The organism is Mesorhizobium sp. P3_A8 (assembly GCF_056402995.1).
The window spans coordinates 224,844-247,853 of sequence record NZ_JBFUGI010000007.1 but is presented as its reverse complement, the minus strand read 5'-3'; the positions used below and the strand labels follow the sequence as shown (position 1 = coordinate 247,853).

24 protein-coding genes, 1 other RNA gene and 1 pseudogene are annotated in these 23,010 nt (G+C 61.7%); 6 read left to right on the top strand and 20 right to left on the bottom strand.

Annotation, left to right across the window (positions count from 1 at the left end):
- Nucleotides 1-477, top strand: coding sequence for an anthrone oxygenase family protein (locus tag AC1DX4_RS18635; RefSeq protein WP_477221679.1), 477 nt, complete (start codon nt 1-3; stop codon nt 475-477).
- A 30-nt stretch (nt 478-507) separates the two neighbouring features.
- On the opposite strand, the gene AC1DX4_RS18630 is transcribed toward AC1DX4_RS18635, so the two are convergent.
- The 9 genes from AC1DX4_RS18630 to AC1DX4_RS18590 all read right to left on the bottom strand — a co-directional run bounded on the left by AC1DX4_RS18630 (nt 508) and on the right by AC1DX4_RS18590 (nt 6,405).
- Entirely contained in the window at nt 508-819 is a 312-nt protein-coding gene (locus AC1DX4_RS18630; RefSeq protein ID WP_477221678.1) for an Rdx family protein, read from the bottom strand.
- Nucleotides 816-1,598: an RDD family protein gene (locus tag AC1DX4_RS18625; RefSeq protein WP_477221677.1), complete on the bottom strand. Its 783-nt coding sequence runs from the start codon at nt 1,596-1,598 to the stop codon at nt 816-818. The genes AC1DX4_RS18630 and AC1DX4_RS18625 overlap by 4 nt, the downstream gene beginning before the upstream one ends.
- Nucleotides 1,599-1,693: 95 nt before the next feature.
- A complete protein-coding gene (locus AC1DX4_RS18620) occupies nt 1,694-2,443 on the bottom strand; it encodes a YebC/PmpR family DNA-binding transcriptional regulator (RefSeq protein ID WP_477221676.1) in 750 nt (249 codons plus the stop codon).
- A 369-nt stretch (nt 2,444-2,812) separates the two neighbouring features.
- On the bottom strand, nt 2,813-3,580 hold the full coding sequence (locus tag AC1DX4_RS18615) for a TerC family protein (RefSeq protein ID WP_477221675.1): 768 nt from the start codon (nt 3,578-3,580) through the stop codon (nt 2,813-2,815).
- Nucleotides 3,581-3,648: 68 nt separating this feature from the next.
- Nucleotides 3,649-4,473, bottom strand: coding sequence for a TIGR00282 family metallophosphoesterase (locus AC1DX4_RS18610; RefSeq protein ID WP_027060352.1), 825 nt, complete (start codon nt 4,471-4,473; stop codon nt 3,649-3,651).
- A gap of 127 nt (nt 4,474-4,600) precedes the next feature.
- On the bottom strand, nt 4,601-5,038 hold the full coding sequence (locus AC1DX4_RS18605; protein ID WP_477221674.1) for a hypothetical protein: 438 nt from the start codon (nt 5,036-5,038) through the stop codon (nt 4,601-4,603).
- A 78-nt stretch (nt 5,039-5,116) separates the two neighbouring features.
- On the bottom strand, nt 5,117-5,701 hold the full coding sequence (locus AC1DX4_RS18600; RefSeq protein WP_477221673.1) for a 5-formyltetrahydrofolate cyclo-ligase: 585 nt from the start codon (nt 5,699-5,701) through the stop codon (nt 5,117-5,119).
- 97 nt (nt 5,702-5,798) lie between these two features.
- A non-coding RNA gene (ssrS, locus tag AC1DX4_RS18595) (6S RNA) lies at nt 5,799-5,954 on the bottom strand.
- Between the two features lie 25 nt (nt 5,955-5,979).
- Nucleotides 5,980-6,405, bottom strand: coding sequence for a DUF4345 domain-containing protein (locus AC1DX4_RS18590; RefSeq protein ID WP_477221672.1), 426 nt, complete (start codon nt 6,403-6,405; stop codon nt 5,980-5,982).
- Between the two features lie 145 nt (nt 6,406-6,550).
- Here AC1DX4_RS18590 and AC1DX4_RS18585 point away from each other — a divergent pair, with 145 nt between their 5' ends.
- The 5 genes and pseudogenes from AC1DX4_RS18585 (at nt 6,551) to msrB (ending at nt 10,448) form a co-directional block, all read left to right on the top strand.
- Complete coding sequence (locus tag AC1DX4_RS18585) at nt 6,551-7,390, top strand: AAA family ATPase (protein ID WP_477221671.1); 840 nt, start codon at nt 6,551-6,553, stop codon at nt 7,388-7,390.
- A gap of 92 nt (nt 7,391-7,482) precedes the next feature.
- The gene (locus AC1DX4_RS18580) at nt 7,483-7,929 is read left to right on the top strand and encodes an N-acetyltransferase family protein (RefSeq protein WP_477221670.1); all 447 of its coding nucleotides are present in this window, start codon (nt 7,483-7,485) and stop codon (nt 7,927-7,929) included.
- Nucleotides 7,930-7,936: 7 nt separating this feature from the next.
- Nucleotides 7,937-9,127, top strand: coding sequence for a vWA domain-containing protein (locus AC1DX4_RS18575; RefSeq protein WP_477221669.1), 1,191 nt, complete (start codon nt 7,937-7,939; stop codon nt 9,125-9,127).
- A gap of 12 nt (nt 9,128-9,139) precedes the next feature.
- Nucleotides 9,140-9,936 (top strand): annotated as a pseudogene (locus AC1DX4_RS18570) (MBL fold metallo-hydrolase).
- Nucleotides 9,937-10,043: 107 nt separating this feature from the next.
- Entirely contained in the window at nt 10,044-10,448 is a 405-nt protein-coding gene (gene msrB / locus AC1DX4_RS18565; RefSeq protein WP_013892492.1) for a peptide-methionine (R)-S-oxide reductase MsrB, read from the top strand.
- 69 nt (nt 10,449-10,517) lie between these two features.
- Here msrB and AC1DX4_RS18560 read toward each other — a convergent pair whose 3' ends face one another.
- From AC1DX4_RS18560 to AC1DX4_RS18510, 11 genes are all read right to left on the bottom strand, one after another.
- The gene (locus AC1DX4_RS18560; RefSeq protein ID WP_477221668.1) at nt 10,518-10,814 is read right to left on the bottom strand and encodes a hypothetical protein; all 297 of its coding nucleotides are present in this window, start codon (nt 10,812-10,814) and stop codon (nt 10,518-10,520) included.
- Between the two features lie 7 nt (nt 10,815-10,821).
- The gene (locus tag AC1DX4_RS18555; protein ID WP_477221667.1) at nt 10,822-11,262 is read right to left on the bottom strand and encodes a hypothetical protein; all 441 of its coding nucleotides are present in this window, start codon (nt 11,260-11,262) and stop codon (nt 10,822-10,824) included.
- A 148-nt stretch (nt 11,263-11,410) separates the two neighbouring features.
- On the bottom strand, nt 11,411-11,671 hold the full coding sequence (locus AC1DX4_RS18550; RefSeq protein WP_010912082.1) for a DUF2312 domain-containing protein: 261 nt from the start codon (nt 11,669-11,671) through the stop codon (nt 11,411-11,413).
- Between the two features lie 161 nt (nt 11,672-11,832).
- The gene (gene pyc, locus AC1DX4_RS18545; RefSeq protein WP_477221666.1) at nt 11,833-15,291 is read right to left on the bottom strand and encodes a pyruvate carboxylase; all 3,459 of its coding nucleotides are present in this window, start codon (nt 15,289-15,291) and stop codon (nt 11,833-11,835) included.
- A gap of 290 nt (nt 15,292-15,581) precedes the next feature.
- Nucleotides 15,582-16,700, bottom strand: a complete 1,119-nt coding sequence (locus AC1DX4_RS18540; RefSeq protein ID WP_477221665.1) for a branched-chain amino acid ABC transporter substrate-binding protein — start codon at nt 16,698-16,700, stop codon at nt 15,582-15,584.
- 138 nt (nt 16,701-16,838) lie between these two features.
- Complete coding sequence (locus AC1DX4_RS18535; RefSeq protein WP_477221664.1) at nt 16,839-17,186, bottom strand: DUF6867 family protein; 348 nt, start codon at nt 17,184-17,186, stop codon at nt 16,839-16,841.
- 112 nt (nt 17,187-17,298) lie between these two features.
- On the bottom strand, nt 17,299-18,027 hold the full coding sequence (locus tag AC1DX4_RS18530; protein ID WP_172222696.1) for an ABC transporter ATP-binding protein: 729 nt from the start codon (nt 18,025-18,027) through the stop codon (nt 17,299-17,301).
- Nucleotides 18,027-19,655 carry an ATP-binding cassette domain-containing protein gene (locus AC1DX4_RS18525; RefSeq protein WP_477221663.1) on the bottom strand — a complete coding sequence of 543 codons (1,629 nt, stop codon included), beginning with the start codon at nt 19,653-19,655 and terminating at the stop codon, nt 18,027-18,029. Before AC1DX4_RS18525 ends, AC1DX4_RS18530 begins: the two co-directional genes overlap by 1 nt.
- Complete coding sequence (gene livM / locus AC1DX4_RS18520) at nt 19,655-21,250, bottom strand: high-affinity branched-chain amino acid ABC transporter permease LivM (protein WP_477221662.1); 1,596 nt, start codon at nt 21,248-21,250, stop codon at nt 19,655-19,657. The genes AC1DX4_RS18525 and livM overlap by 1 nt, the downstream gene beginning before the upstream one ends.
- A 4-nt stretch (nt 21,251-21,254) precedes the next feature.
- Nucleotides 21,255-22,157, bottom strand: coding sequence for a branched-chain amino acid ABC transporter permease (locus AC1DX4_RS18515; protein WP_172222691.1), 903 nt, complete (start codon nt 22,155-22,157; stop codon nt 21,255-21,257).
- Between the two features lie 446 nt (nt 22,158-22,603).
- Nucleotides 22,604-22,990, bottom strand: coding sequence for an ectoine synthase (locus tag AC1DX4_RS18510; RefSeq protein ID WP_477221661.1), 387 nt, complete (start codon nt 22,988-22,990; stop codon nt 22,604-22,606).
- Between the last annotated feature and the right edge of the window lie 20 nt (nt 22,991-23,010).

Genomic DNA, 23,010 nt, shown 5'->3' with positions numbered 1-23,010 from the left:
ATGACCAAGCTTGTTCCCGCCCTCACCATCATCGCCGCAATCGGCTCGGGCGTCGTCGGCGGCGTGTTCTTCGCCTTTTCCAACTTCGTCATGGCGGCACTTGCCCGGCTGCCCGTCCCGAGCGGCATCGCGGCGATGAATTCGATCAACATCACGGTGATCACGCCGACTTTCATGACGGCGCTCTTCGGCACCGGACTGCTCTGTCTGGTGCTTATCGCCGCCGCCATCATGAGCTGGAGCCAGCCCGGCTCTTACTGGCTGCTTGCCGGCGCGGTGATCTACCTGATCGGCAACCCGATTGTGACCATGGTCTTCAACGTGCCGCTCAACGATGCGCTTGCCGCCGTCGACCCGGCCAGCAGCAACGGCGCCGCCGTGTGGGCGAACCACCTGAGCCAATGGGTGCTGTGGAACCACGTCCGCACCATCACCGCCATCGGGGCGATGGCCTGCTTTATCTTCGCATTGCTCTAGGGAGACCTTCCAAAACGCAAGGGACTCCGCTCAGGCGGGGTCTTTTTGCGTGTGGCCCTTGCGGTCGGAATGGCCGAGATCGCGATTCGGATCGATCACGTCGCGCACCAGCTGCTTGAGTTTTGCCGCGTCCGGAAAGCCGCCGTCGCGCTTGCGGTCCCAGACCAGCACGTCATTGCAGGAGATGGTGAAGATGCCGCCGGTGCCGGGCACCAGCGTCACTTCGCCGAGATCCGTGCCGAAGGTGGAGAGCAGCTCCTGCGCCATCCAGCCGGCGCGCAGCAGCCACTGGCATTGCGTGCAGTAGGTGATGACGATCCGGGGTTTTTCCAAAAGGCTCATTCATGTGTCTCGCGGGTGCGAACGGTTGTTCCGGCAACCCGATCATGGATCGGCTCATATCCCAAAGCTATCGATATTCCGATCCAGGCCGGCCAGAGCAAAGCTATGCCAATCGCGACGAAGGCGAGCACCAAGTCCAACCAGGCATAGCTCGGCACGGGTCCTGCAACGCTGCCCCAGGTCTGAAAGGCAAACCAGCCCCCTGTCAGCACCAGAGGGAAAGCGCCGAGAAACTTGATCACCTGACGGCGAAACGCCTTTTGCAGAGGCAAGCCTCTTCTTCGCCAGTCATTCTCGTCATACACGACGAGCGTCAAAGCCCGCTTGCCGATCGACCGGCCGCTAGCCTCCATGACAAGAAGATAGATCGCCAGAGCGGGTACTTGGAGGAAACCTAGATCCAATGCCGCCGGGCGAGATTTCTCCTTCGAATTAAGATCGAACGAAACAGTCTCGCGCACTACGGATTGGGTCGCTTTCGCAGTGCCAATTGCCCAATCGGCTACGGGAAAGCCGAAGAGAGACGACCTGCACACTTGCCAATCGTAACGTTCAAGCGACGGACCGCCGTGCACCTTGGCCGGTCTGCATACGTGCAAGAACAGCCAGAAGTCAGCTTTCACCCCACCGTCGGTCAGCAGGAACAAGCCAGCCACCAGAAAACAGAGAGGTATCAGCACGACAAGGTAGTCGACAAACGAAGCAAGGAACCGACGCCAGAAGCCACCGCGGCGAGACCAAGCCATCGCAGAGGCATGCTCCATCCCTTCGCCAGTCATCTCCCCTCCCGCCGACAACTGACTGATCTATAAGTTGGGTGGGGACTCCTTGGCTATGGCGTTCGCCTACACACTTCCGTGTGACGGTCAGAAACTCAGGCCGCGCTGAGCTTGGCCAAGGTCTCGTCGTCGACTTCGAAGTTGGCGTAGACGCTTTGCACGTCATCGTCGTCCTCGAGCGTGGCGACCAGCTTCATCAGCGACTGTGCCCGCTCCTCGTCGACTGGAACATTGTTCTGCGGTCGCCAGATCAGCTTCACCGATTCTGCCTCGCCGAGCGAGGTTTCCAGTGCCTTCGACACCTCGCCCATGCTCTCGAAACCGCAATAAATGGTATGGCCTTCGTCGTCGGTTTCGACATCGTCGGCGCCGGCTTCGATTGCCGCGTCCATGACCTTGTCGGCGCTGCCGACCGATGCCGGATAGTAGATCTCGCCGACACGGTCCCACATGAAGGAGACCGAACCGGTTTCGCCCATCGCGCCGCCGGCCTTGGTGAAGGCGGCGCGCACGTTCGACGCCGAGCGGTTGCGGTTGTCGGTCAACGCCTCGACGATGACGGCGACGCCACCTGGGCCATAGCCTTCATAGCGCACGGCCTCGTAGCTTTCGGCATCGCCCATCGAGGCCTTGTTGACGGCGCGCTGGATGTTGTCCTTCGGCATCGACACGGCCTTGGCGTTCTGGATCGCCAGCCGCAGGCGTGGGTTCATCGATGGGTCGGGCGTGCCGCTCTTGGCGGCGACGGTGATTTCGCGCGCCAGCTTGGAAAACATTTTCGACCGCACCGCGTCCTGGCGGCCCTTGCGGTGCATGATGTTCTTGAACTGTGAATGGCCAGCCATGGCACCCCTGTCGTCTTCTCGGCTAGAGCATTTTGCAGCCAGGTGGATCACCTCGCCCTTGCAAAAATGCTCGAATTCAAAATTTCAGAGCGTCCGAGCTGCAACTCGCGGAAGCACGGCGTTCTCTGTCGGAATGGCCGGCTTATAGATAAATCGGCTCAATTCGTCCAGCCGCACTGTGTTGCGAGGCAGGCGCTCAGGATCGACGCTTTTCCTGCCTGAGACCAACATGGATGCTTCGGCGAGCTTGAGACCAATTATTGGACGGCACTTCCGGAATGTCCGAAGTGTCGATCTTGTGGTCAGGCAAATCAGCCAGCTTGGCTAACTGATCGCGCTGATCCTGGCTAAGGTCATTGATAGTCATATTCAATGCCCATCGCCAGGCTTCGCCTTCCTGCGCCGCCGCGCCAGCATGTTGAGCCCCTCGACCAGCGCCGAAAAGCCCATCGCCGCGTAGATGTAGCCCTTGGGCACGTGGTAGCCCATGCCATCGGCGATCAGCGTCATGCCGATCATCAGCAGGAAGCCGAGCGCCAGCATGACGATGCTGGGATTCTTGGCGATGAAGTTGGCCAGCGGACCGGCCGCCAGCATCATCACGGTGACGGCCACGATCACGGCGATGTACATGATGGCGATCTCGTCGGTCATGCCGACGGCGGTGATGATCGAATCGATCGAGAAGACGAGGTCGAGCAGCAGGATCTGGAAGATCGCGCCGGCGAGGCTGATCTGCAGCGTCCCGCCCAGCATCGTGTCCTGGTGGTCGTCGGGATCGACCGTGTGATGGATCTCCTTGGTCGCCTTCCAGACCAGGAACAGGCCGCCGGCGATCAGGATCAGGTCGCGCCAGGAGAAGCCATGGCCGAAGGCGGTGAAGACCGGCGTCGTCAGCTGGACGATGATCGAGATGGTGGCGAGCAGCACCAGCCGCATGATCAGCGCCGCCGAGATGCCGAGCCGGCGGGCGCGGGCCCGCTGCGCTTCCGGCAGCTTGTTGGTCAGGATCGAGATGAAGATCAGATTGTCGATGCCGAGCACAATCTCGAGCACTATCAGCGTCAGCAACGCAACCCAGGCCGTCGGGTCGGATACAAAATGAAAATGCGGCGCCAGGAACTCAATGAGCTGCATGGAGGTCGTCCCCTACGATCTAGAGCAGTGTCGCCGGCAGTTAGGTACTACAAACCTCTATATCAATGTCACGACCAGAAAGATGGAGCCGTTTCTTCCAATCGCGGCCCGCGACGAAACGGCGCGATCTTCTCGGTCAGTCCGGTACGATCGGAAATAGTGACACCAACCCCACACAATGTCGCCGGTCCGGTCGCAGCCTCGAAACGCCCTTTCGGCACTTTCGACAGGAACCGGTTGAGCGGCTCCTCCTTGTCCATGCCGAGCGAGGAATCGTAATCGCCGCACATACCGGCATCGGACAGATAGCCGGTGCCGCCATTGAGGATCTGGTGGTCGGCGGTCGGCTGGTGGGTGTGGGTGCCGACGACGAGGCTGGCGCGACCATCGACGAAATGCGCGAAGCACATCTTTTCCGAGGTTGCCTCGGCGTGGAAGTCGATCACCACCGCATCCGCCTGTTCGCCGAGCGGACAGGCGGCAAGCTCGCGCTCGCCGGCCTGGAACGGATCGTCGAGTTCGGGATGCATGAACACCCGGCCCATGATGTTGGCGACCAGCACGCGCGCGCCGCCCCGGGAGATGTAGACGCCGGAACCGCGCCCCGGCGTGCCCTTGGGAAAATTCGACGGGCGCAGAAAACGCTCTTCGCGCGGCGCGAAGGCGAGCGCGTCGCGCTGGTCCCAGACATGGTTGCCGGTGGTGACAACATCGGCGCCGGCCGCGATGGTCTCGCGAAAGATCTCTTCGGTGATGCCGAAGCCGCCGGCAGCATTCTCGCCATTGACGATGACGAAATCGAGTTTGAAGTCCGAGATAAGGCCAGGCAGTTGTTCCCAAACCGCCGTGCGTCCCGTCTTGCCAACCATGTCGCCGAGGAAAAGAAGTCTCATATCCACTTCTATCCAGAGCCAGGGACGCTAGGCAAGCGGCACCGCGCGATTGGTTCTAACGCCGGCCGAAAGTACGGCTTTGCGCTCGCACCCATGACGCAAGCTCGCTATGGCCACAGCGGCAACGTCAACGGCGCATTCCGCGCAGCCAGAAGAACCAGACGTAGAAGGCGGTGAAGCCGCCGGTGCCCGCAATGAGTAGCAGCATGCCGCGCCAGCCTTTCATTCCCGCGGTATCGAGGTTCGATGGATCGCCAGGGTCGTAGTAAAATTCAACCTCATCGCCTATCGACGCCTTATAAAGGCCGACCACCTTTCCTTTTCCAGACCAGGTCATCGGCGTGTCGTCAATCGTATAGGTGAGGGCGACATTGATGCCGTCTGTGGCGGGCCCATTTTTATGCATTTCAGTGTAGGAACTGACATCCGTCACGGTGGCGACCGTCCGGTTCCAGGCGGCTTGGTGGTAAAGCGCAGTTCCGACGATGTGCAATGCCATCGCCAACAGCACCACCGCGATCAAGACGAACGGCATCAGCAGGAAGCGTGCAAAGACAAAAACCATGGTCGCCATCGGCCCGGACTGTATTAAGGGAATACTAGCCGATATGTCTTGGAAACGTATTAAGCAGATCGCGATATTTTAAGCGATGCTGAAGCGGCGCAACCCACTCTCGGTGAGTATTTCCGGGATGATCACGTCATGGTTCTCGTCCGGCACTTGCGCCACCTCCTGGCAGTCGAAGGCGATGCCGATCAATCGGGGCGCATGCCCCTTGTCGACAAGCTTCGCGATCGCGCGGTCGTAATAGCCGGCGCCATAGCCGATGCGGTGGCCGCGCGCGTCGAAGGCGGCGAGCGGCACCAGCATCACCTCGGGATCGAGAACCTCGGCCTCGGCATGGGGTCCGACCGTGCCAAAGCCCATCTCGACCATCGGCGCGCCGCGCACCAGCTCGCGAAAGACGATCGTGGTCTTGTCGAGAATGGCGGGCAGGCAAAGCCTGGCGCCCTTTTCACGCAAGGCAAACATCAATGACCTGACGTCGACTTCCGAACGCATCGGCCAGAAGCCGGAGACGATCTGGCCGGGCTCGATGACGAGATGATCGCGCGCCGTCTCGGCCATTTCGAGCGCCACTTCGACCCGCCAGAATTCATCGAGCGCATCGCGGCGCCCAAGCGCTTCGCGCCGCAGCTGTTTTTTCAGGTCTTTGAGAGATGTCATGCGGCCAGGATAGAAAAGGTCAGATCTGGATGGCGTTTTGGGAGCGACGTTTTCTACCACGCGATCCACCGAAATGCGTGGATACAGGGGCAAGAAGTGACGATCCACACAACCGGTGGAGAGAGCGATCCCGGGAACCTACAAAGTAGGTGGGCGCCGTATGAGAAAACCCACGGGTCTTCCCAGGGACAGCTCCCTAAGGATCGTTAAGGCCCCGGGGAAAATGTTCTCCTGCCGGGAAGCACAGACCGTCCTCCCCAATATAGGCCGCCGGTTGCCTAAGCGCCAGTGAGACGGGCGCTCTCGGCTGCTTTATTCGCGACGCGGCCCTGCCACCAGACTAGCGCCGGCACCGCCAGCAGTTCGACGCAGAGCCCGGCAAGGTGCCCCAGCGATGGCGCGCCGACCAGGAGCAGCGAGACAAGCCGCGCCAGTCCGCCGGTGAACGTGCAGGCGGCAAGCAGCCGGAACCGCTCCGTCTTCGTCTCGATACTGGGAATGCAGCTGTACCAGGCGAGACCAACAGCCAGGAAAAACCCGGACAGGAAGCGGAAATGGCTGTCGAGATCGATCGGCCATGGATGGATGACGTGCAGGAATTCCGGCCCGGACACGATACCCTCGATGCCGACCAGTACCGGCGTGGCCGCCAGCACCGCGACAACGATCTGCAGTGCCGTCTTGCCTGATATCTTGTCTTTCATGCTGCCGCCCTTCGGCCTGCCAAGCGGCCTCGTGTTAGCAACGGATATTTCCATCGCGGGTTTCAAGCCCATTCGTCGCAGCCGGCTCGCCCTTGCACAGGCAGACCGGCGTCCTTACGCTCATGGCATGAACCAAGGAGCAAAAATGCGTTTCGAAGGCACGGCGGCCTATGTCGCCGACAAGGATCTGATGGTGGCCGTCAACGCGGCGATCGCGCTGGAGCGGCCCTTGCTGATCAAGGGCGAGCCGGGCACCGGCAAGACCGAACTTGCCCGCCAGGTGGCATCAGCGCTCGGCCTCGATCTCATCGAATGGCACGTCAAATCGACGACGCGGGCGCAGCAGGGTCTCTATGAGTATGACGCCGTGTCGCGGCTGCGCGACAGCCAGCTCGGCGATAGCAGGTTCAACGACATCAAAAACTACATCAAGCGCGGCAAGCTGTGGGAAGCGTTCGCGGCGGGCAGGAAGGTCGTGCTTTTGATCGACGAGATCGACAAGGCCGACATCGAATTCCCGAACGACCTGCTGCAGGAACTCGATCGGATGGAGTTCTTCGTCTACGAGACCGGGGAGACGATCCGCGCCGCTGTCCGACCGATCGTCATCATCACCTCCAACAACGAGAAAGAGCTGCCGGACGCCTTCCTGCGCCGTTGCTTCTTCCACTACATCCGCTTTCCCGACGTCGACACGCTGCACAGAATTGTCGATGTCCACTATCCCGGCATTAAACAGAATTTGGTGCGCGCTGCCCTCACCCAGTTCTACGAAATCCGCGAGGTACCGGGGCTGAAGAAGAAGCCGTCGACCTCCGAGGCGCTCGATTGGATCCGCCTGCTGGTCGCCGACGACATCGCGCCCGAGGATTTGCGAGCCGATCCCAAGAACGCACTGCCCAAGCTGCATGGCGCGCTGCTGAAGAACGAACAGGATGTGCATCTGTTCGAGCGGCTGGCCTTCATGGCCAGAAGGCAGCAATAGCCAGGCAGCAATAGCGCTTTCCCCGGCTGTGGACCGTTGCTGTCGGCCGGCCGGGAAGGCAGCTTCGGCCACAACCTTTCGGAGGAGATGAAATGTCTGAGATTATCGTCCGCCCGCTCGTACAGTCCGACCACGCCGACTGGAAGCGTCTGTGGACCGACTATCTGACCTTCTACGAGACCAAGCTGCCGGAAGAAGTCTACGCCATCACCTGGAAACGGCTGTTCACGGCGGGTGAGTTCGAGCCGAAGGGGTTTATTGCCACCCTCGACGGCAAGGCGGTCGGTCTCACCCACTATCTCTACCACCGCTCAGGCTGGTCGGAGAAAAACAACTGCTACCTGCAGGACCTGTTCGCCGACCCGGACCTGCGTGGCAAGGGCATCGGTGCGGCATTGATCAAGGCGGTGCAGGACGCGGCGGAAAAAATCGGCGTCAAGAACGTCTACTGGATGACGCACGAGACCAACACCACCGCACGCAAGCTCTACGATCATGTCGCGCGCCGCACCGGCTTCATCGAGTATGATCTGCTGTAGATAGAAAATGTTCATCCCCTTCTTCCTCGAACTGAAGGCAGCGCGTGTTCCCGTTTCTCTGCGGGAATATCTGTCGCTGCTGGAGGGTCTGGAAGCCGGGCTGGTCGATTACGACGTCGAGGGTTTTTATTACCTCGCCCGCGCCGCTCTGGTGAAGGACGAGCGCCATATCGACCGTTTCGACCAGGTGTTCGCGCATGTCTTCAAGGGCATCGAGGCGCTTGGCGGACCGGATGCGGTCGACGTCGCCAACATCCCGGAAGAGTGGCTGCGGCGGCTCGCCGAAAAGCACCTCACCGACGAGGAGAAAAGACTGGTCGAGGCGCTCGGCGGTTTCGAGAAGCTGATGGAGACCTTGAAGCAGCGGCTCGAGGAGCAGAAAGGTCGACACCAGGGCGGCTCGAAATGGATCGGCACCGGCGGCACTTCGCCCTTCGGCGCTTATGGCTACAATCCCGAGGGTGTGCGCATCGGCCAGCACGAAAGCCGCAACCGGCGCGCGGTAAAGGTCTGGGACAAGCGCGAGTTCCGGAATTTCGACGATGCCGTCGAGCTCGGCACCCGTAACATCAAGATCGCGTTGAAGCGGCTGCGCCGCTGGGTGCGCGAGGGCGCCGAGGAAGAATTCGACTTGCCCGGCACCATCCACGCCACCGCCGAACATGGCTATCTCGACGTGCAGACGCGGCCCGAACGGCGCAATGCCGTGAAGCTCTTGATGTTCTTCGATGTCGGCGGCTCGATGGACGACCACATCAAGAGCGTCGAGGAGCTGTTTTCGGCGGCGCGTGCCGAATTCCGCCAGCTCGAATATTTTTACTTCCACAACTGCCTCTACGAGGGGGTGTGGAAGGACAACCGCCGCCGCCATGCCGAGACCATCCCGACCTTCGATCTCCTCCACAAATACGGCCCGGACTACAAGGTGATCGTCGTCGGCGACGCCTCGATGAGCCCTTACGAGATCGCCCACCCCGGCGGATCGGTCGAACATTGGAACCCGGAAGCCGGCGTCGTATGGCTCGGCCGCCTGCTGCAGCAATGGCCGAATGCGGTATGGCTAAATCCGGAGAGCGAAAAGAGCTGGGGTTACACCCATTCCATCGCGATGATCCGCGACATTTTTGGCGGCCGCATGTTTCCGCTGACGCTGGCCGGGCTGGAAAGCGCGACGAAGCAGCTTTCCAGAAAGCATTGAAAGACTGATCCGATGACCTGCTTCCTTTGCCTGCAGTGCGGCGTCCAGTTCGCGGCGACGGAGACACCGCCGCAACACTGCCCGATCTGCGAGGACGAGCGGCAATTTGTGCGCTGGGAGGGCCAGGCCTGGATCACATCGGACGAGCTTGCCGCTGGGCATGGGCTTGTGATGAGGGACGATGCCGGTGTGCTCGCCTTCGGCATCGAGCCGCGCTTCGCCATCGGCCAGCGGGCGCAGCTGGTTGAGACGCCGCACGGCAATGTGCTGTGGGACTGCGTCTCGATGGTGAGCGACGAGGCGGTGGCCGAGATCACCGGCGCGGCGGACTGACCGCGATCGCCATCTCGCACTGCCATTTCTATTCGGCGATGGCCCGCTGGAGCGAGGCGTTTGGCGGCGTGCCGATCTATCTCCATGCCGATGACCGCCAATGGATCATGCGGCCGCATCCCTCGATCGTCAGTTGGAGCGGCGAGACGTTCGCCATCAATCCCTCGCTGACACTCATCCGCTGCGGCGGACACTTTGCCGGCAGCCAGGTGCTGCACTGGCAGCGCGCGGGCGGCAACGCCCTGCTGACCGGCGACACCGTGCAGGTGACGCCGACGCGCCGCCATGTCAGCTTCATGTACAGCTATCCCAACCAGATACCGCTCAACGCGGCGGCCGTGCGCCGTATCGCGGCAGCCCTTGAACCATATGACTTCGACGACATCCGCGGCGCATGGTGGGACCTGAACATCATCGGCGGCGGAAAGAAGTCGTTCGCCACTTCGGTTGCCCGCTATCTCGCGGCGATCGCCTGAGGAAGACGGCACGATTGAAAATGTGGGCAAATCCCGTAACAAATGCCTATGTTGGAGCGAATATCCGGTTGCAATCAACAACGAGCCGCCAAGGCTGAGGAGATCAAATGGACACCCACACCTACCCCGTCACCCGCACCGACGCCGAATGGCGCGCCCGGCTGACGCCGGAGCAATATGCGGTCATGCGCGGCCACGGCACCGAGCGGCCGGGAAGCTGCGCCCTGCTCTACGAGAAGCGCGCCGGCACATTTTCCTGCGTCGGCTGCGACCAGCCGCTGTTCGAATCCAAGCTGAAGTTCGAGAGCGGCACCGGCTGGCCGAGCTTCAACGACCCGGTCCCCGGCTCGGTCGAGAACACCATCGACCGCAGCTACGGCATGGTCCGCACCGAGTGCCACTGCGCCCGCTGCGGCAGCCATCTCGGCCACGTCTTCGAGGACGGCCCGCCGCCGACCGGCCTGCGCTACTGCATCAACGGCGTGGCGCTGAAATTCGAGCCGGCAGCCTGAACTGCATGTTGTAAGCTTTCGGCAAAGGGCGGCTTCGGTCGCCCTTTTTTCGTGCTGCGTTCGGTCCCTTCAGACCGCCACCGTGGCGACGAGCCAGAGCGCCGAGCCCAACAGCATCAGGGAGGCCTTGGCGCCCGATTGCTCTGCCGTCCGCCAGACCGCGACAGTGAGAAAGATGTTGTAGGGCACCGGTGCGAAATGCACCGCCAGCACGAGGCCGAGCGACATTTTCAATCCAAGCAGGACGAGTGCGGCCGCGGACGAAGCAACGTTGATCCCCGTCCCGACAAGCAGCATGTCGCGCCAGAACAGCCGGTCGATCGGCACCTGGCCAAGCCAACGCGAGCGGAAGAAATCCGCAAACACCGGCGCCCTACTCCTGTCCAAGCACGTCGATGACGGCCTGCTCGACCCGCGAGCATTCCGTCACCAGCCAGTCGGTCATCGCAGGCCAATTGTCATCGGCATAACAGTTGACCCGCCACATCGAATTGATGCCGAGGCCCTCGCAGCTTTGGTCCGGCCTGAGCTTCAGCCTGTCTTCGATCGCCGGCTGGAACGGCTTCAGCCGCGACCAGCTTTCCGTGGCGCCAAACTTCTCGTTACGTCCGAAGAAGACGCCGACATGGTTCTGCGCCGGCGCGACATACATGGAAAGGACCAGGGCGAAGTCGGGCAGCCCGCGCTGCCAGAACCAGGGTCCGCGCCGCGCCAACCGGGCTCTTTCTTCCGGATGCCGTTCAGCGAACAGCGTCCAGAAACCGCGATGGCGGAATTCCGAGGCGCGGCGACCGCCGAAGTCGAATTCGCTCATGGTTCAAACCGTATCCCCGGCCACCGCATCGGGCGCCGGGCGGCCAAAGCAATTCCAGGAAAAGTATCAAACGGTTTTCCGTCCGGAATTGCGTCAACAAGAGATAGAGCAGTTCACCGTTTGTGTGAAACGGAGAACTGCTGTGGTCTTAGACCATTCCGAGTGCGGCCATGTACAGATCGAGGATGGCGTCCTCTTCCTGGCGCTCGGCCTGGTCCTTCTTGCGCAGGCGGATGATGGTGCGGATCGCCTTGGTGTCGAAACCGGTGCCCTTGGCCTCGGCGAACACTTCCTTGATGTCGTCGGCGATTGTCTTCTTTTCTTCCTCGAGCCGTTCGATGCGCTCGATGAGGGCACGCAGCTGGCCGGCTGCAACAGTCTGGCTGGTCTCGGTGATATCGTCGGCCATGTTTTTCTCCAAAGATTCGTTCTATGCCGCGACTCGCGGAAGGCAGCGGCAAATTTGAGCCGGTTCGATGCCCGACCAGCGGCGGCGGGTCAAGCTGTTATCGAACAGCTAACCAAGGGCTGCCGACAGAAGCCGACAGCCTGCGCGTTCTCTGCGAGCACTTAAGCGAATGCGATCAGCAGATCCTTGGCATCGATCTGGTCGCCGGCCTTGACCAGCACCTCGGCGACGGTGCCGTCGCGCTCCGCATGCAGCGCCGTCTCCATCTTCATCGCTTCGATGGAGAGCAGCACGTCACCGGCCTTCACCGCCTGGCCGGCGGCGACCGAAAGTGCCGAGACCACGCCCGGCATCGGCGCGCCGACATGCGCCTCGTTGCCGGGCTCGGCCTTGCGGCGCGCCTTGGCGGCGGAGGCGCCATGCGCCCGGTCTGGCACCTTCACACGCCGCGGCTGGCCGTTGAGCTCGAAGAACACGGTGACCATGCCCTTGTCGTCGACATCGCCGATCGCCAGACAGCGCACGACCAACGTCTTTCCCTTCTCGATATCGACGAAGATCTCGTCTTCGGACTTCATGCCGTAAAAATAGGTCGGCGTCGGCAGGACGCTGACCGGGCCGTAGGTCTCCTGCGCGCCGGCAAAATCGGTAAACACCTTCGGATACATCAGCCACGAGGCGAATTCGTATTCCGAGAGCTTGCGCTCCAGCTTCTCCTCGATCTCCTTGCGGCTGGCCTTGAGATCGGCCGGCTTCAGGAGCGAGCCGGGCCGCGCCGTGATCGGCTTGTCGCCCTTCAGCGCCTTCTTCTGCAGCGCCTCTGGCCACCCTCCCGGCGACTGACCGAGATCGCCGCGCAGCATCGAGACGACCGAGTCCGGGAAGGCGATGTCCCTGGCCGGATTCTCGACATCGGCGACGGTCAGGTCCTGGCTCACCATCATCAGCGCCATGTCGCCGACGACCTTGGACGACGGTGTCACCTTGACGATGTCGCCGAACATCAAATTGACGTCGTGATAGGTCTGTGCGACCTCGTGCCAGCGTGTCTCCAGCCCGAGCGAGCGCGCCTGTTCCTTGAGGTTGGTGAACTGTCCGCCGGGCATTTCGTGCAAATAGACTTCCGAAGCCGGCCCCTTGAGATCGCTTTCGAAGGCGGCGTACTGGTTGCGCACCGCTTCCCAATAGAACGAGATTTTGCGGATCCATTGCGGGTCGAGGCCGGGGTCGCGCTCGGTGCCCTTCAGCGCCTCGACGATCGAGCCCAGGCAAGGCTGCGATGTGTTGCCGGAGAAGGCATCCATCGCCGCGTCGATGGCGTCGACCCCGCTCTCCACCGCCGCCAGCACGGTTGCCGCCGACAGGCCGGACGTGTCGTGGGTGTGGAAATGGATCGGCAGGTCGGTCGCCTCGCGCAGCGCCTTGAACAGCACGCGCGCCGCCGCCGGCTTCAACAGGCCGGCCATGTCCTTGACGGCGATAATATGGGCGCCGGCGGCCTGCAATTCGCTGGCCAGCCCGACATAATATTTCAGATCGTACTTGGCCCGCGCCGGATCGAGAATGTCGCCGGTGTAGCACATCGCGGCTTCGATCAGCTTGCCCTCGGCGCCAACCGCGTCCATGGCGACGCGCATGTTCTCGACCCAGTTCAGGCAGTCGAAAACCCGGAACAGATCGATGCCGCCGGCAGCCGCCTGCTTGACAAAATACTGCACGACATTGTCGGGATAGTTGGTGTAGCCAACGCCGTTGGCGCCGCGCAGCAGCATCTGCAGCAACAGATTGGGGGCTGCCTCACGCACCAGCGAAAGCCGCTCCCACGGATCCTCGGTGAGGAAGCGCATGGCGACGTCGAAGGTCGCGCCGCCCCAGCATTCGAGCGACAGAAGCTGCGGCAGGGCGCGCGCATAGGTGCCGGCAATGTTGGCAATGTCGTGCGTGCGCATGCGCGTGGCCAGCAGCGACTGGTGACCGTCGCGCATCGTCGTGTCGGTGACCAGCACTTGGCTTTGCTCGCGCATCCAGCCCGCGAATTTCTCCGGACCGAGCACGTCGAGCTTCTGCTTGCTGCCGCCGGGCACGTTGCCGTTGAGGTAGGGCACGACGGGAGCGGCCGCATCGGCCTTCGGCGTCGGCCGGCCGCGCGTCTCGGGATGACCGTTGACGCTGACGTCGGCCAGATAGTTGATGAGCTTGGTCGCGCGGTCCTGGCGTTTGACCTGCTGGAACAGCTCCGGCGTCGTGTCGATGAACTTGGTCGTATAGGAGTTGTCGGCAAAGCTCGGGTGGTTGATGATCGCTTCGAGGAAGGTGAGGTTGGTGGCAACGCCGCGGATGCGGAATTCGCGCAGCGCGCGGTTCATGCGGGCGATGGTCTCGGCCGGCGTCGGTGCCCACGCCGTCACCTTTTCCAGCAGCGGATCGTAGAAGCGGGTGATGACGGCGCCGGAATAGGCCGTGCCGCCATCCAGCCGGATGCCGAAGCCGGTGGCGCCGCGATAGGCGGTGATGCGGCCGTAATCCGGAATGAAATTGTGCTCGGGATCCTCGGTGGTGATGCGGCACTGCAAGGCATGGCCATTCAGCCTGATGTCCTTCTGTGCCGGCACGCCGGATTCAGGCGTGCCGATGGCGAAGCCGTCGAGGATGTGGATCTGCGCCTTGACGATGTCGATGCCGGTGACCTGCTCGGTGACGGTATGCTCGACCTGGATGCGCGGATTGACCTCGATGAAATAGAATTTTCCGCTGTCGGCATCCTGCAGGAACTCGACCGTGCCCGCGCCGATATAGCTGGTCTCACGCGCAAGCTTCAGCGCGTGGCCGCAAAGCTCCTCGCGTTGCGCCATTTCGAGATAGGGCGCCGGCGCCCGCTCGACGACCTTCTGGTTGCGGCGCTGGATCGAGCAGTCGCGCTCGAACAGGTGCACGACATTGCCATGGGTGTCGCCAAGCACCTGCACCTCGACATGGCGGGCGCGCTCGATCAGCTTTTCGAGATAGACTTCGTCCTTGCCGAAGGCGGCTTTCGCCTCGCGCTTGCCTTCCATGACTTCGCGGGCGAGATCGGCCTCGGCGCGTATGGCGCGCATGCCGCGCCCACCACCGCCCCACGACGCCTTCAGCATCACCGGATAGCCGACCTCCTTGGCCAGTTTCTTGACTGCCTCCATATCGTCCGGCAACGGATCTGTGGCGGGAATGACAGGCACGCCGACTTCGATGGCGAGGTTGCGCGCCGCGACCTTGTTGCCGAGACGGCGCATCGTATCCGGCTTCGGGCCGATGAAGGTGATGCCGGCTTGCGCGCAGGCTTCGGCGAATTCGGGGCTTTCCGACAGCAGTCCGTAGCCCGGGTGGATGGCATCGGCGCCCGAAAGCCTGGCGACGCGGATCACCTCCTCGATCGACAGATAACTCTCGATCGGCCCCATGTCCTTGCTGAGATGCGGACCGCGCCCGACCTGGTAGCTTTCGTCGGCCTTGAAGCGGTGCAACGAATATTTGTCTTCCTCGGCCCAGATCGCCACGGTTTTGAGGCCCAGCTCATTGGCCGCGCGAAAGACGCGGATGGCGATTTCTGACCGGTTGGCGACGAGGATCTTCGTGATGGCCAAGGACTGGGCTCCAGCAGCGGAAGGAACGGGAAATCGGTCCAATGATTAGCGTGAAAATGCTGCAGTGCAAACAAAATCAACGCTGATTTAAACCGATTTAAATCAATTATCCGGCCAACACTCGCACGCCTTGGCCCGAACGGGCGGAACAAGGGCGACAATTTCGATCCTGGATGCGATCTTGCCCGGCTGGAAGAGCCGGCAAGGATGGCAATCGGCCGCCGGACGCGCCAAAGAAAAATGCCCGGCGCGAGGCGCCGGGCATTTCATATTGATCGAAGTCGACGGGCTTACATCTTCTGGATGTAGGTGTACTTGCCGTCGGCGCCCTTCTTCCATTCGTAGATGACGTAGCCGGGCAGCGTCGGGTCGCCCTTGGCGTCATAGGACAGGTCGCCGAGCACGGTCTTGAACGGGCCGTTCGCATGCAGCGCCTTGGCAACTTCCTGCGGGTCGTTCGACTTGGCAGCAGTTGCTGCTTCCGCGATCGCCTGCACGGCAGCGTAGGCGTAGAGCGTATAGGCTTCCGGCTCGAAGCCCTGCGCGCGGAACTTCTCGACGAGTTCCTTGTTGGCAGGGATCAGGCGCGGATCCGGGCCGAACGTGTTGAGCGTGCCCGCAACCGCGTCGCCCGCGATCGAAGCCAGCTCGTTCGACACGATGCCGTCGCCGGAAACCAGCGTCGCCTTGAGGCCCTGGTCAGCCGCCTGGCGGATGATCAGGCCGGCTTCGGTGTGCAGACCGCCCCAATAGATGATGGTAACGCCGGCTTCCTTCATCTTGGCGATCAGCGCCGAGAAGTCCTTGTCGCCGACATTGATGCCTTCATACATGACTTCCGTCAGGCCCTTGGCATTCATCGCCTTCTTGGTTTCGTCGGCAAGGCCCTGACCGTAGGTGGTCTTGTCGTGAACGACAGCGATCTTGGCGTCCTTGAAGTTCGCGGCGAGATAAGCGCCGGCAATGCTACCCTGCTGGTCGTCGCGTCCGCAGGTGCGGAACACGTTCCACAGGCCGCGCTCGGTGAACTGCGGGTTGGTGGCAGCCGGCGTCACTTCGACGATGTTGTTTTCAGCGTAGACTTCCGATGCCGGGATCGAGACGCCCGAGTTGAAGTGACCGACCACGAACTTGACGCCGTCGCCGACGAACTTGTTGGCAACCGAGATGCCCTGCTTCGGATCGGAGACGTCGTCACCAACCTCGAGCTTGATCTGCTCGCCATTGATGCCGCCCTTGGCATTGATATCGGCGACAGCCGCTTCCGCACCCTTCTGAAGCTGTGCGCCGAAAGCTGCGTTCGGACCGGTGATCGGGCCGGCGACGCCGACCAAGACGTCAGCCCACGCGGCGCCGCCGAACGCGACAAGCGCGCCTACGGCGACAGCGGACAACAGTAATTTTCTCATGTAAAACGCTCCCATTAACGGAGTGGGCGTGGATGAAGCTTTCATGCGATGCCCACCCTTATCGCAGAAGGCATAGTTTGCCGATTTTCAGGCACTTGTCACGCCGATTCATCCCTGACGCGGCGTTAATGATGAACGTCAACCTTTGGGTTTCCAGCTCAAGACTGAAGCTCTTTCGTAGAGCCAGTTATACTGTGTGACCATCTGGTTTGTTCGTGTGTATTGATAGCCGACGAAGCCCAGTATCATCAGCACGATGGTGTCGACGATGTAGTAGTGCAGCGAGAACATCGTGCCGCCGAACAGCGCGTGATGAATGAACCGGATGCCGATGCCGAGACCCAGCATATAGGCGAACAGCTGCGGAAAGCTGCGCCAGGTCTGGGCGCTGGCCTTGCCCGTCATCCAGGCCGCCCAGCCGCCAAGCAGGCAGGTGACGAAGAAGAACTGCCAGATCGAGGGTTCCTCATAGAGAATGCCCTGCATGATGAAGTCTCCTTAGCATGATCCCGAAAAGTTGCAGACTTTTCGGACAGAGGTCATGCGACAAACAAACAACCTGGAGCGGAATACCCGTTCCACACATTCCGCTCCGAACTCAGTGGTGTCCGCCTTCGAGATAGGCGGCGCGCACTTCGGGATTGGCGAGCAGTTCCTTGCCGGTGCCGCTCATCGTCACATTGCCGTTGACCATGACATAGCCGCGCGTCGCGAGTTTCAACGCACCAAAGGCGTTCTGCTCGACCAGGAACACGGTCAGCCCCTGCGTGCGGTTCAACTCGCGGATGGCATCGAAGATCTGCTTGACGATCAGCGGCGCCAGACCCAGCGACGGCTCGTCGAGCAAAAGCAGCTTTGGCCGCGCCATCAGCGCGCGTCCGATCGACAGCATCTGCTGCTCGCCGCCAGAGAGCGTGCCGCCGCGCTGGGCGATGCGCTCCTTGAGACGCGGGAACAGCGTGAACACTTTCTCGACGTCCTCGTCATAGTGCTTGAGGTTGTCGAGGCTGGCGCCCATCTGCAGGTTTTCCATCACCGTCATGCGCGGGAAGATACGGCGACCTTCCGGCGACTGGGCAATGCGCATGCGGGCGATCTCGTGCGTCGGCATCTGGGTGATGTCGGTGCCGGCGAAGGTGATGCTTCCCGCGCGGGCGCGCGGTGCCCCGAAAATGGTCATCATCAGCGTCGACTTGCCGGCGCCGTTGGCGCCGATCAGCGCCACGATCTCACCCTCATTGACGGTGACGTCGACGCCGTTCAGCGCCCGGATGTTGCCGTAGTAGGTCTGTACGCCCTTGATATCGAGCAGCGTTGTCCCGGCCATTATTTGCCCCCTCCACGCTTGCCCGACACAGGTTTGCCCGACACAGGTTTGGTCGTGCTGGCGGTCTTTGCGGAAGCATGGCTGGTCGCCACCTTGCCGGCATCGACGCGGCGCGCGAATTCCGTGTCCTTGCCCTGGCCGAGCAGCTTGGCCTGCTTGACCCACTCTTCACGCGCGATGCGACCATCGAAGGCCAGGTAAGCTTCGGCAGCCTCGACATCGGCCTTTTTCCAGGCGCCGATCTGGTCGAAGTGGAAGATGCCGTGATCGTTGAGCTTCTTCTCGTTGACCGTACCGATGCCCTTGATGCGGGTCAGATTGTCGGCCTTGCCACCGCGGGGCGCCGCCAGCCTGTTGGAGATTCCCTCAGCCTTGCCCGCAGCAGACTTAGCCACTGGAACCTTAGCCACTGGAACCTTGGCCACTGGAGCCTTGGCTGCCGGTTTGGCCGGTGCAGGCGCCGCAGTCGACTTCACCGCCGTCCCGGTTGCCGCCTTTGACGCCGGTTTCGGAGCAGGCTTTGCTTTCGCTACAGGAGCGGGCTTTGCAGCCGATGCCGCCGTCAGCGCGGCCGCCTTGTTTGCCTCGGCGAGCGACTTGGCATCGACCTGTTCGGCGTTTGAAGCGCCCTTCGCAACGGTAACCCGCTCTCCCGAACTGTGACCGACCGTGTCTGTTACCGGCCCGGCGAGATACGATGACGATGTCCCAGGGCCATGCGCGGCATCAGGACCCGTATCGAGCTGCTCGATGACGTCCTCGTCGCCGACCTCGGTGAGGACCTGCTCGACCTCCTCGTCGTCGACGCCGAGATAGGCGGCGATGACGCGCGGATCGGTACGCACCGATTGCGGACTGCCGTCCGAGATCTTGCGGCCATATTCCAGCACCACGACATGGTCGGAGATCTGCATGACCACGGACATGTCATGTTCGATCAGCAGGATCGAGGTGCCTGATGTGTTCTTGATGTCGATCAGCAGTTCGTTGAGCGCCGCCGATTCCTTTGGATTGAGGCCGGCTGCCGGCTCGTCCAGGCACAGAAGCTCCGGGCCCGTGCACATGGCACGTGCGATCTCGAGACGCCGCTGCGCGCCATAGGGCAAGTCACCGGCCGGATCGTCGGCGCGGTCGACAAGATCGGCCTTCTCCAGCCAGTGCCTGGCCAGATCGATCGATTCGGCCGAGGCCTTGCGGTAGCCGCTGAAACCGAACAGGCCAAGGATCGTATAGCCCGACGCCTTCATCAGCTTGTTGTGCTGGGCAACCAAAAGGTTCTCCAGCAGTGTCATGCCCGAGAACAGGCGAATGTTCTGGAAGGTACGCGCCACCTTGGCGCGCGCCGGAATCTCGTGGTTGGGCAGCCGCTCGAGCAGGAAGCTCGACCCATCGGCCCGGTTGAGGGTGATCATGCCTTCAGACGGCTTGTAAAAGCCGGTGATGCAATTGAACACGGTGGTCTTGCCGGCGCCGTTGGGGCCGATCAGCGCCGTGATCTCGCCGCGCCTGGCAGCGAAGGACAGGTCGCCGATGGCGATCAGGCCGCCGAACTTCATCGACAGATGTTCGACCTGCAGGATGGCGTCGTTCATGCCCGGATTGCTCTTCTGGATCGGGTTCGCGTTCATCAGCCGTGACCCTCCTTGGTGAAGGAGCTGGAGACAGCCCTTCGCTCCTTGAGGAAGGCCGTCGGTTCACGACTGCCGACGAAGCCGCGCGGCTTCCACAGCATGACGATGACCATGGCCATGCCGAACAGCAGCATGCGGTAGAGTTCCGGGGTGAAGTCAGGCCCGAAGATCTGCTTGAGGAAGTCGAGCTCGCGCAGCGCCTCGGTGCCGCCGATCATCACCAGTGCCGCCACCGCGATGCCGACCAGCGAGCCCATGCCGCCGAGAACGACGATGGCCAGGATGATGGCCGATTCCAGGAAGACGAAGGATTCCGGGCTGACGAAGCCTTGCCGCGCGGCGAAGAACGAGCCGGCGAAGCCGCCGAACATGGCACCTGTGGCAAAGGCGGTCAGCTTGGTTGTCGTCGTGTTGATGCCGAGCGAGCGGCACGCGATCTCGTCCTCACGCAACGCTTCCCACGCGCGGCCGACCGGCAGACGGCGCAGCCTGATGGTGACGAAGGCGGTGAGCAGGCACAGGCCCAGGATCAGGTAGTAGAGGAAAATCTTGTAGTAGGCGCCTGACTGGGCGATGTGCAGAACCTTGGCGATGTAGTTGGGGTCCGACACGTTGAACGACATCAGGCCGAAGAAGCTGACCTTGGGAATGCCGGAAATGCCGGCCGATCCGTTGGTGACCTCGCGCCAGTTGATCAGCACCAGGCGGATGATCTCACCGAAAGCCAGCGTTACGATCGCCAGATAGTCGCCACGCAGGCGCAGCACCGGGAAGCCGAGCAGCACGCCCCACAGCGCCGCCATGGCGCCGGCTGCCGGCAACAGGATCCAGAACGACAGGCCGAAATGCGTGGCGAGAAGCGCATACGCATAGGCGCCAAGTGCATAGAAGGCGACGTAGCCGAGGTCGAGCAGGCCGGCGAGGCCGACGACGATGTTCAGGCCCCAGGCCAGCATCACATAGATCAGGATCTGGATGCCGAAATTATCGACCCATTTCAGCGAACCCTGCAGCCCGCCAGTGATCGACCAGGCGTTCAGCGACAGCACCGCGACCACGAGGATCGGGTACAGCACCAGCGCCGTGATGCCCAATTTGGTGAAGTTGGCATGGATGAAGGCGCGGAAGTAGTAGATCACGCAAGCCAGCACATAGATGATCGCCAGGGCGCGCAGGAATTGCAGATAGCCGGCCGGTTCTTCTCCCACCCACCCGGCGAGAGAGCTGTTCAACACGAACAGCAGCACCGCCGCGACAACAGCCGCGATGAACCACGGCAACTGGAAGAACCGTGACGCCACGCTGGCCGGCAACAGGCCGGTGGCGACATTGGTTATCTTCTGGCTGGCCATGAAGGGTTGGCCATAGGCGACATAGAGGAAGCGCCCGACGGCCGTGGCGATCACCACGGCGGCAAGCAGGCCCCAGCGCGTCGTCACGACCAGTTCATTGGAAATGTTCTGACCGGTTTTCAGGCCGATGAACAGCACGAACAGGCCAAGCGATATGGCGCCGGCATAGAGCGCTTCCTTGAACGCGCGCTGCACGGGGGTGGCGACGGTGTCGCTCTCCGGAGATACGGTGACGGCCATGATCTCAGACCTTTTCGACTTCTGGCCGGCCCAGAATGCCGGAAGGTAGGAAGATCAGCACGATGGCCAGGATCGAGAACGCCGCGACGTCCTTGTAGTCGATCGAGAAATAGGCCGACCACATGCTTTCGATGAAGCCGATCATCAGCCCGCCGAGCACCGCGCCCGGCAGCGAACCGATGCCGCCGAGCACCGCGGCGGTGAACGCTTTCACACCCGGCGTGAAGCCGTCGGAGAAGGCGATGACGCCGTAGTACATCAGGAACAGCGTGCCGGCGACGGCGGCAAGGGCAGCACCCATGATGAAGGTGATCGAGATGGTGCGGTCGACATCGATGCCGAGCAGCGCCGCCATCTTGCGATCCTGTTCACAGGCGCGCTGGGCGCGGCCAAGCGATGTCTTGTTGACCAAGTACCAGAACAGCGCCAGCAGCAGCGCGGTGACGACGACGATGATAATCTGCTTCAGCGACACGCTGATGCCGCCGATGTCGTAGACTTTCGACACCATTGGCGGGATCGGCTTGTTGCGCGGCCCTTGCGTCACCTGAACGAAGTTCGACAGCGCGATCGACATGCCGATGGCGGTGATCAGCGGCGCCAGCCGGAACGAGCCGCGCAGCGGCCGGTAGGCCACCTTCTCGATCGTCCAGTTGTAGAGGCTGGTCAGCAGCATCGCTACGATCATCATGACCAGGAGTGCTACGACCACGGGCACCGAATAGAACAGAGCGCCGAGGACGAGGAAGACGATCAGCGCCGTGAAGGCGCCCACCATGAAGATATCGCCATGGGCGAAGTTGATCATGCCGATGATGCCGTAGACCATCGTGTAGCCGATCGCGATCAGCCCATAGATCGATCCCAGCGTCAGCCCGTTGATAAGCTGCTGGACAAAGTACTGCATGTGTACATGGCTCCCCTGGAATGTCGCCCATGCAGACGCATTCCTTTTCGTATTTCCCCTAGTCGTAAAGTTTCGAGCCCGGATTGCAACGTCATTTTTCAATCGTCATGCGTGTTTTGTCGGCACGCCGTCCGATTGCCCGTTTTCTCCCATCCGACCCCTGGACTATCGCGGACCCTACCATTGGCATAACGCAATGTCTTTGACGATTCGGCCGTATCATGCGCCCCGTTTCGAAGAAATCGCCGTCAAAATTAGGTGATAAGAGGAATCGTTGCGTTCCTGACACGGTTCGTTTTTTCGCCACACTCCTTTCCGCAGGGTCAGGATTCTTCCTGCTTGACCACAAACCATGTCTGAGCGGGTCGCGGTCGTCGTCGACGATACCATTCAATGCGCTTGTACTTGTCCAGCTACCGATCGAGGAACGATTGCCTTGCGCCGGATCAGTACGCTGAGCCACCGTCCCCGCTCAGCGCATGCCGCTCCGTGCCATGAAGGGGAGGGTTGAAGACACTGACCAGGATCATGTCGCTTGCAGCGTCGGCACGCAGATAATGCTCGTCATGGTCGTCGAGCACATAGATCGTGCCGGGCTCGATGCGATGCACCGAACCGGACATGTCTTCCACCTCACCAGCACCGGCGATGCAGTAGCAAGCCTCGAAATGCCTGCGGTAGTGGAGGCGCGATTCGCTGCCGGCGCGCACGACGGTGTGGCAGACGGTGAACCCCATGCCATCCTGCTGTGTCAGCAGGCGGTGGCTGGTGCCATTGCCCCAATCCACGAAGAAGTCAGATTTTTCTACATCAGCCAATTGTCTGGTGAACATGCTTTGTTTCCCTGCGGGTC

What these genes read in the sequence shown, in the direction of transcription:
- AC1DX4_RS18635 (WP_477221679.1), top strand. Translation starts at nt 1, where the DNA reads ATGACCAAGCTTGTTCCCGCCCTCACCATCATCGCCGCAATCGGCTCG.
- AC1DX4_RS18630 (WP_477221678.1), bottom strand. Translation starts at nt 819, where the DNA reads ATGAGCCTTTTGGAAAAACCCCGGATCGTCATCACCTACTGCACGCAA.
- AC1DX4_RS18625 (WP_477221677.1), bottom strand. Translation starts at nt 1,598, where the DNA reads ATGACTGGCGAAGGGATGGAGCATGCCTCTGCGATGGCTTGGTCTCGC.
- AC1DX4_RS18620 (WP_477221676.1), bottom strand. Translation starts at nt 2,443, where the DNA reads ATGGCTGGCCATTCACAGTTCAAGAACATCATGCACCGCAAGGGCCGC.
- AC1DX4_RS18615 (WP_477221675.1), bottom strand. Translation starts at nt 3,580, where the DNA reads ATGCAGCTCATTGAGTTCCTGGCGCCGCATTTTCATTTTGTATCCGAC.
- AC1DX4_RS18610 (WP_027060352.1), bottom strand. Translation starts at nt 4,473, where the DNA reads ATGAGACTTCTTTTCCTCGGCGACATGGTTGGCAAGACGGGACGCACG.
- AC1DX4_RS18605 (WP_477221674.1), bottom strand. Translation starts at nt 5,038, where the DNA reads ATGGTTTTTGTCTTTGCACGCTTCCTGCTGATGCCGTTCGTCTTGATC.
- AC1DX4_RS18600 (WP_477221673.1), bottom strand. Translation starts at nt 5,701, where the DNA reads ATGACATCTCTCAAAGACCTGAAAAAACAGCTGCGGCGCGAAGCGCTT.
- AC1DX4_RS18590 (WP_477221672.1), bottom strand. Translation starts at nt 6,405, where the DNA reads ATGAAAGACAAGATATCAGGCAAGACGGCACTGCAGATCGTTGTCGCG.
- AC1DX4_RS18585 (WP_477221671.1), top strand. Translation starts at nt 6,551, where the DNA reads ATGCGTTTCGAAGGCACGGCGGCCTATGTCGCCGACAAGGATCTGATG.
- AC1DX4_RS18580 (WP_477221670.1), top strand. Translation starts at nt 7,483, where the DNA reads ATGTCTGAGATTATCGTCCGCCCGCTCGTACAGTCCGACCACGCCGAC.
- AC1DX4_RS18575 (WP_477221669.1), top strand. Translation starts at nt 7,937, where the DNA reads ATGTTCATCCCCTTCTTCCTCGAACTGAAGGCAGCGCGTGTTCCCGTT.
- msrB (WP_013892492.1), top strand. Translation starts at nt 10,044, where the DNA reads ATGGACACCCACACCTACCCCGTCACCCGCACCGACGCCGAATGGCGC.
- AC1DX4_RS18555 (WP_477221667.1), bottom strand. Translation starts at nt 11,262, where the DNA reads ATGAGCGAATTCGACTTCGGCGGTCGCCGCGCCTCGGAATTCCGCCAT.
- AC1DX4_RS18550 (WP_010912082.1), bottom strand. Translation starts at nt 11,671, where the DNA reads ATGGCCGACGATATCACCGAGACCAGCCAGACTGTTGCAGCCGGCCAG.
- AC1DX4_RS18540 (WP_477221665.1), bottom strand. Translation starts at nt 16,700, where the DNA reads ATGAGAAAATTACTGTTGTCCGCTGTCGCCGTAGGCGCGCTTGTCGCG.
- AC1DX4_RS18535 (WP_477221664.1), bottom strand. Translation starts at nt 17,186, where the DNA reads ATGCAGGGCATTCTCTATGAGGAACCCTCGATCTGGCAGTTCTTCTTC.
- AC1DX4_RS18530 (WP_172222696.1), bottom strand. Translation starts at nt 18,027, where the DNA reads ATGGCCGGGACAACGCTGCTCGATATCAAGGGCGTACAGACCTACTAC.
- AC1DX4_RS18525 (WP_477221663.1), bottom strand. Translation starts at nt 19,655, where the DNA reads ATGAACGCGAACCCGATCCAGAAGAGCAATCCGGGCATGAACGACGCC.
- livM (WP_477221662.1), bottom strand. Translation starts at nt 21,250, where the DNA reads ATGGCCGTCACCGTATCTCCGGAGAGCGACACCGTCGCCACCCCCGTG.
- AC1DX4_RS18515 (WP_172222691.1), bottom strand. Translation starts at nt 22,157, where the DNA reads ATGCAGTACTTTGTCCAGCAGCTTATCAACGGGCTGACGCTGGGATCG.
- AC1DX4_RS18510 (WP_477221661.1), bottom strand. Translation starts at nt 22,990, where the DNA reads ATGTTCACCAGACAATTGGCTGATGTAGAAAAATCTGACTTCTTCGTG.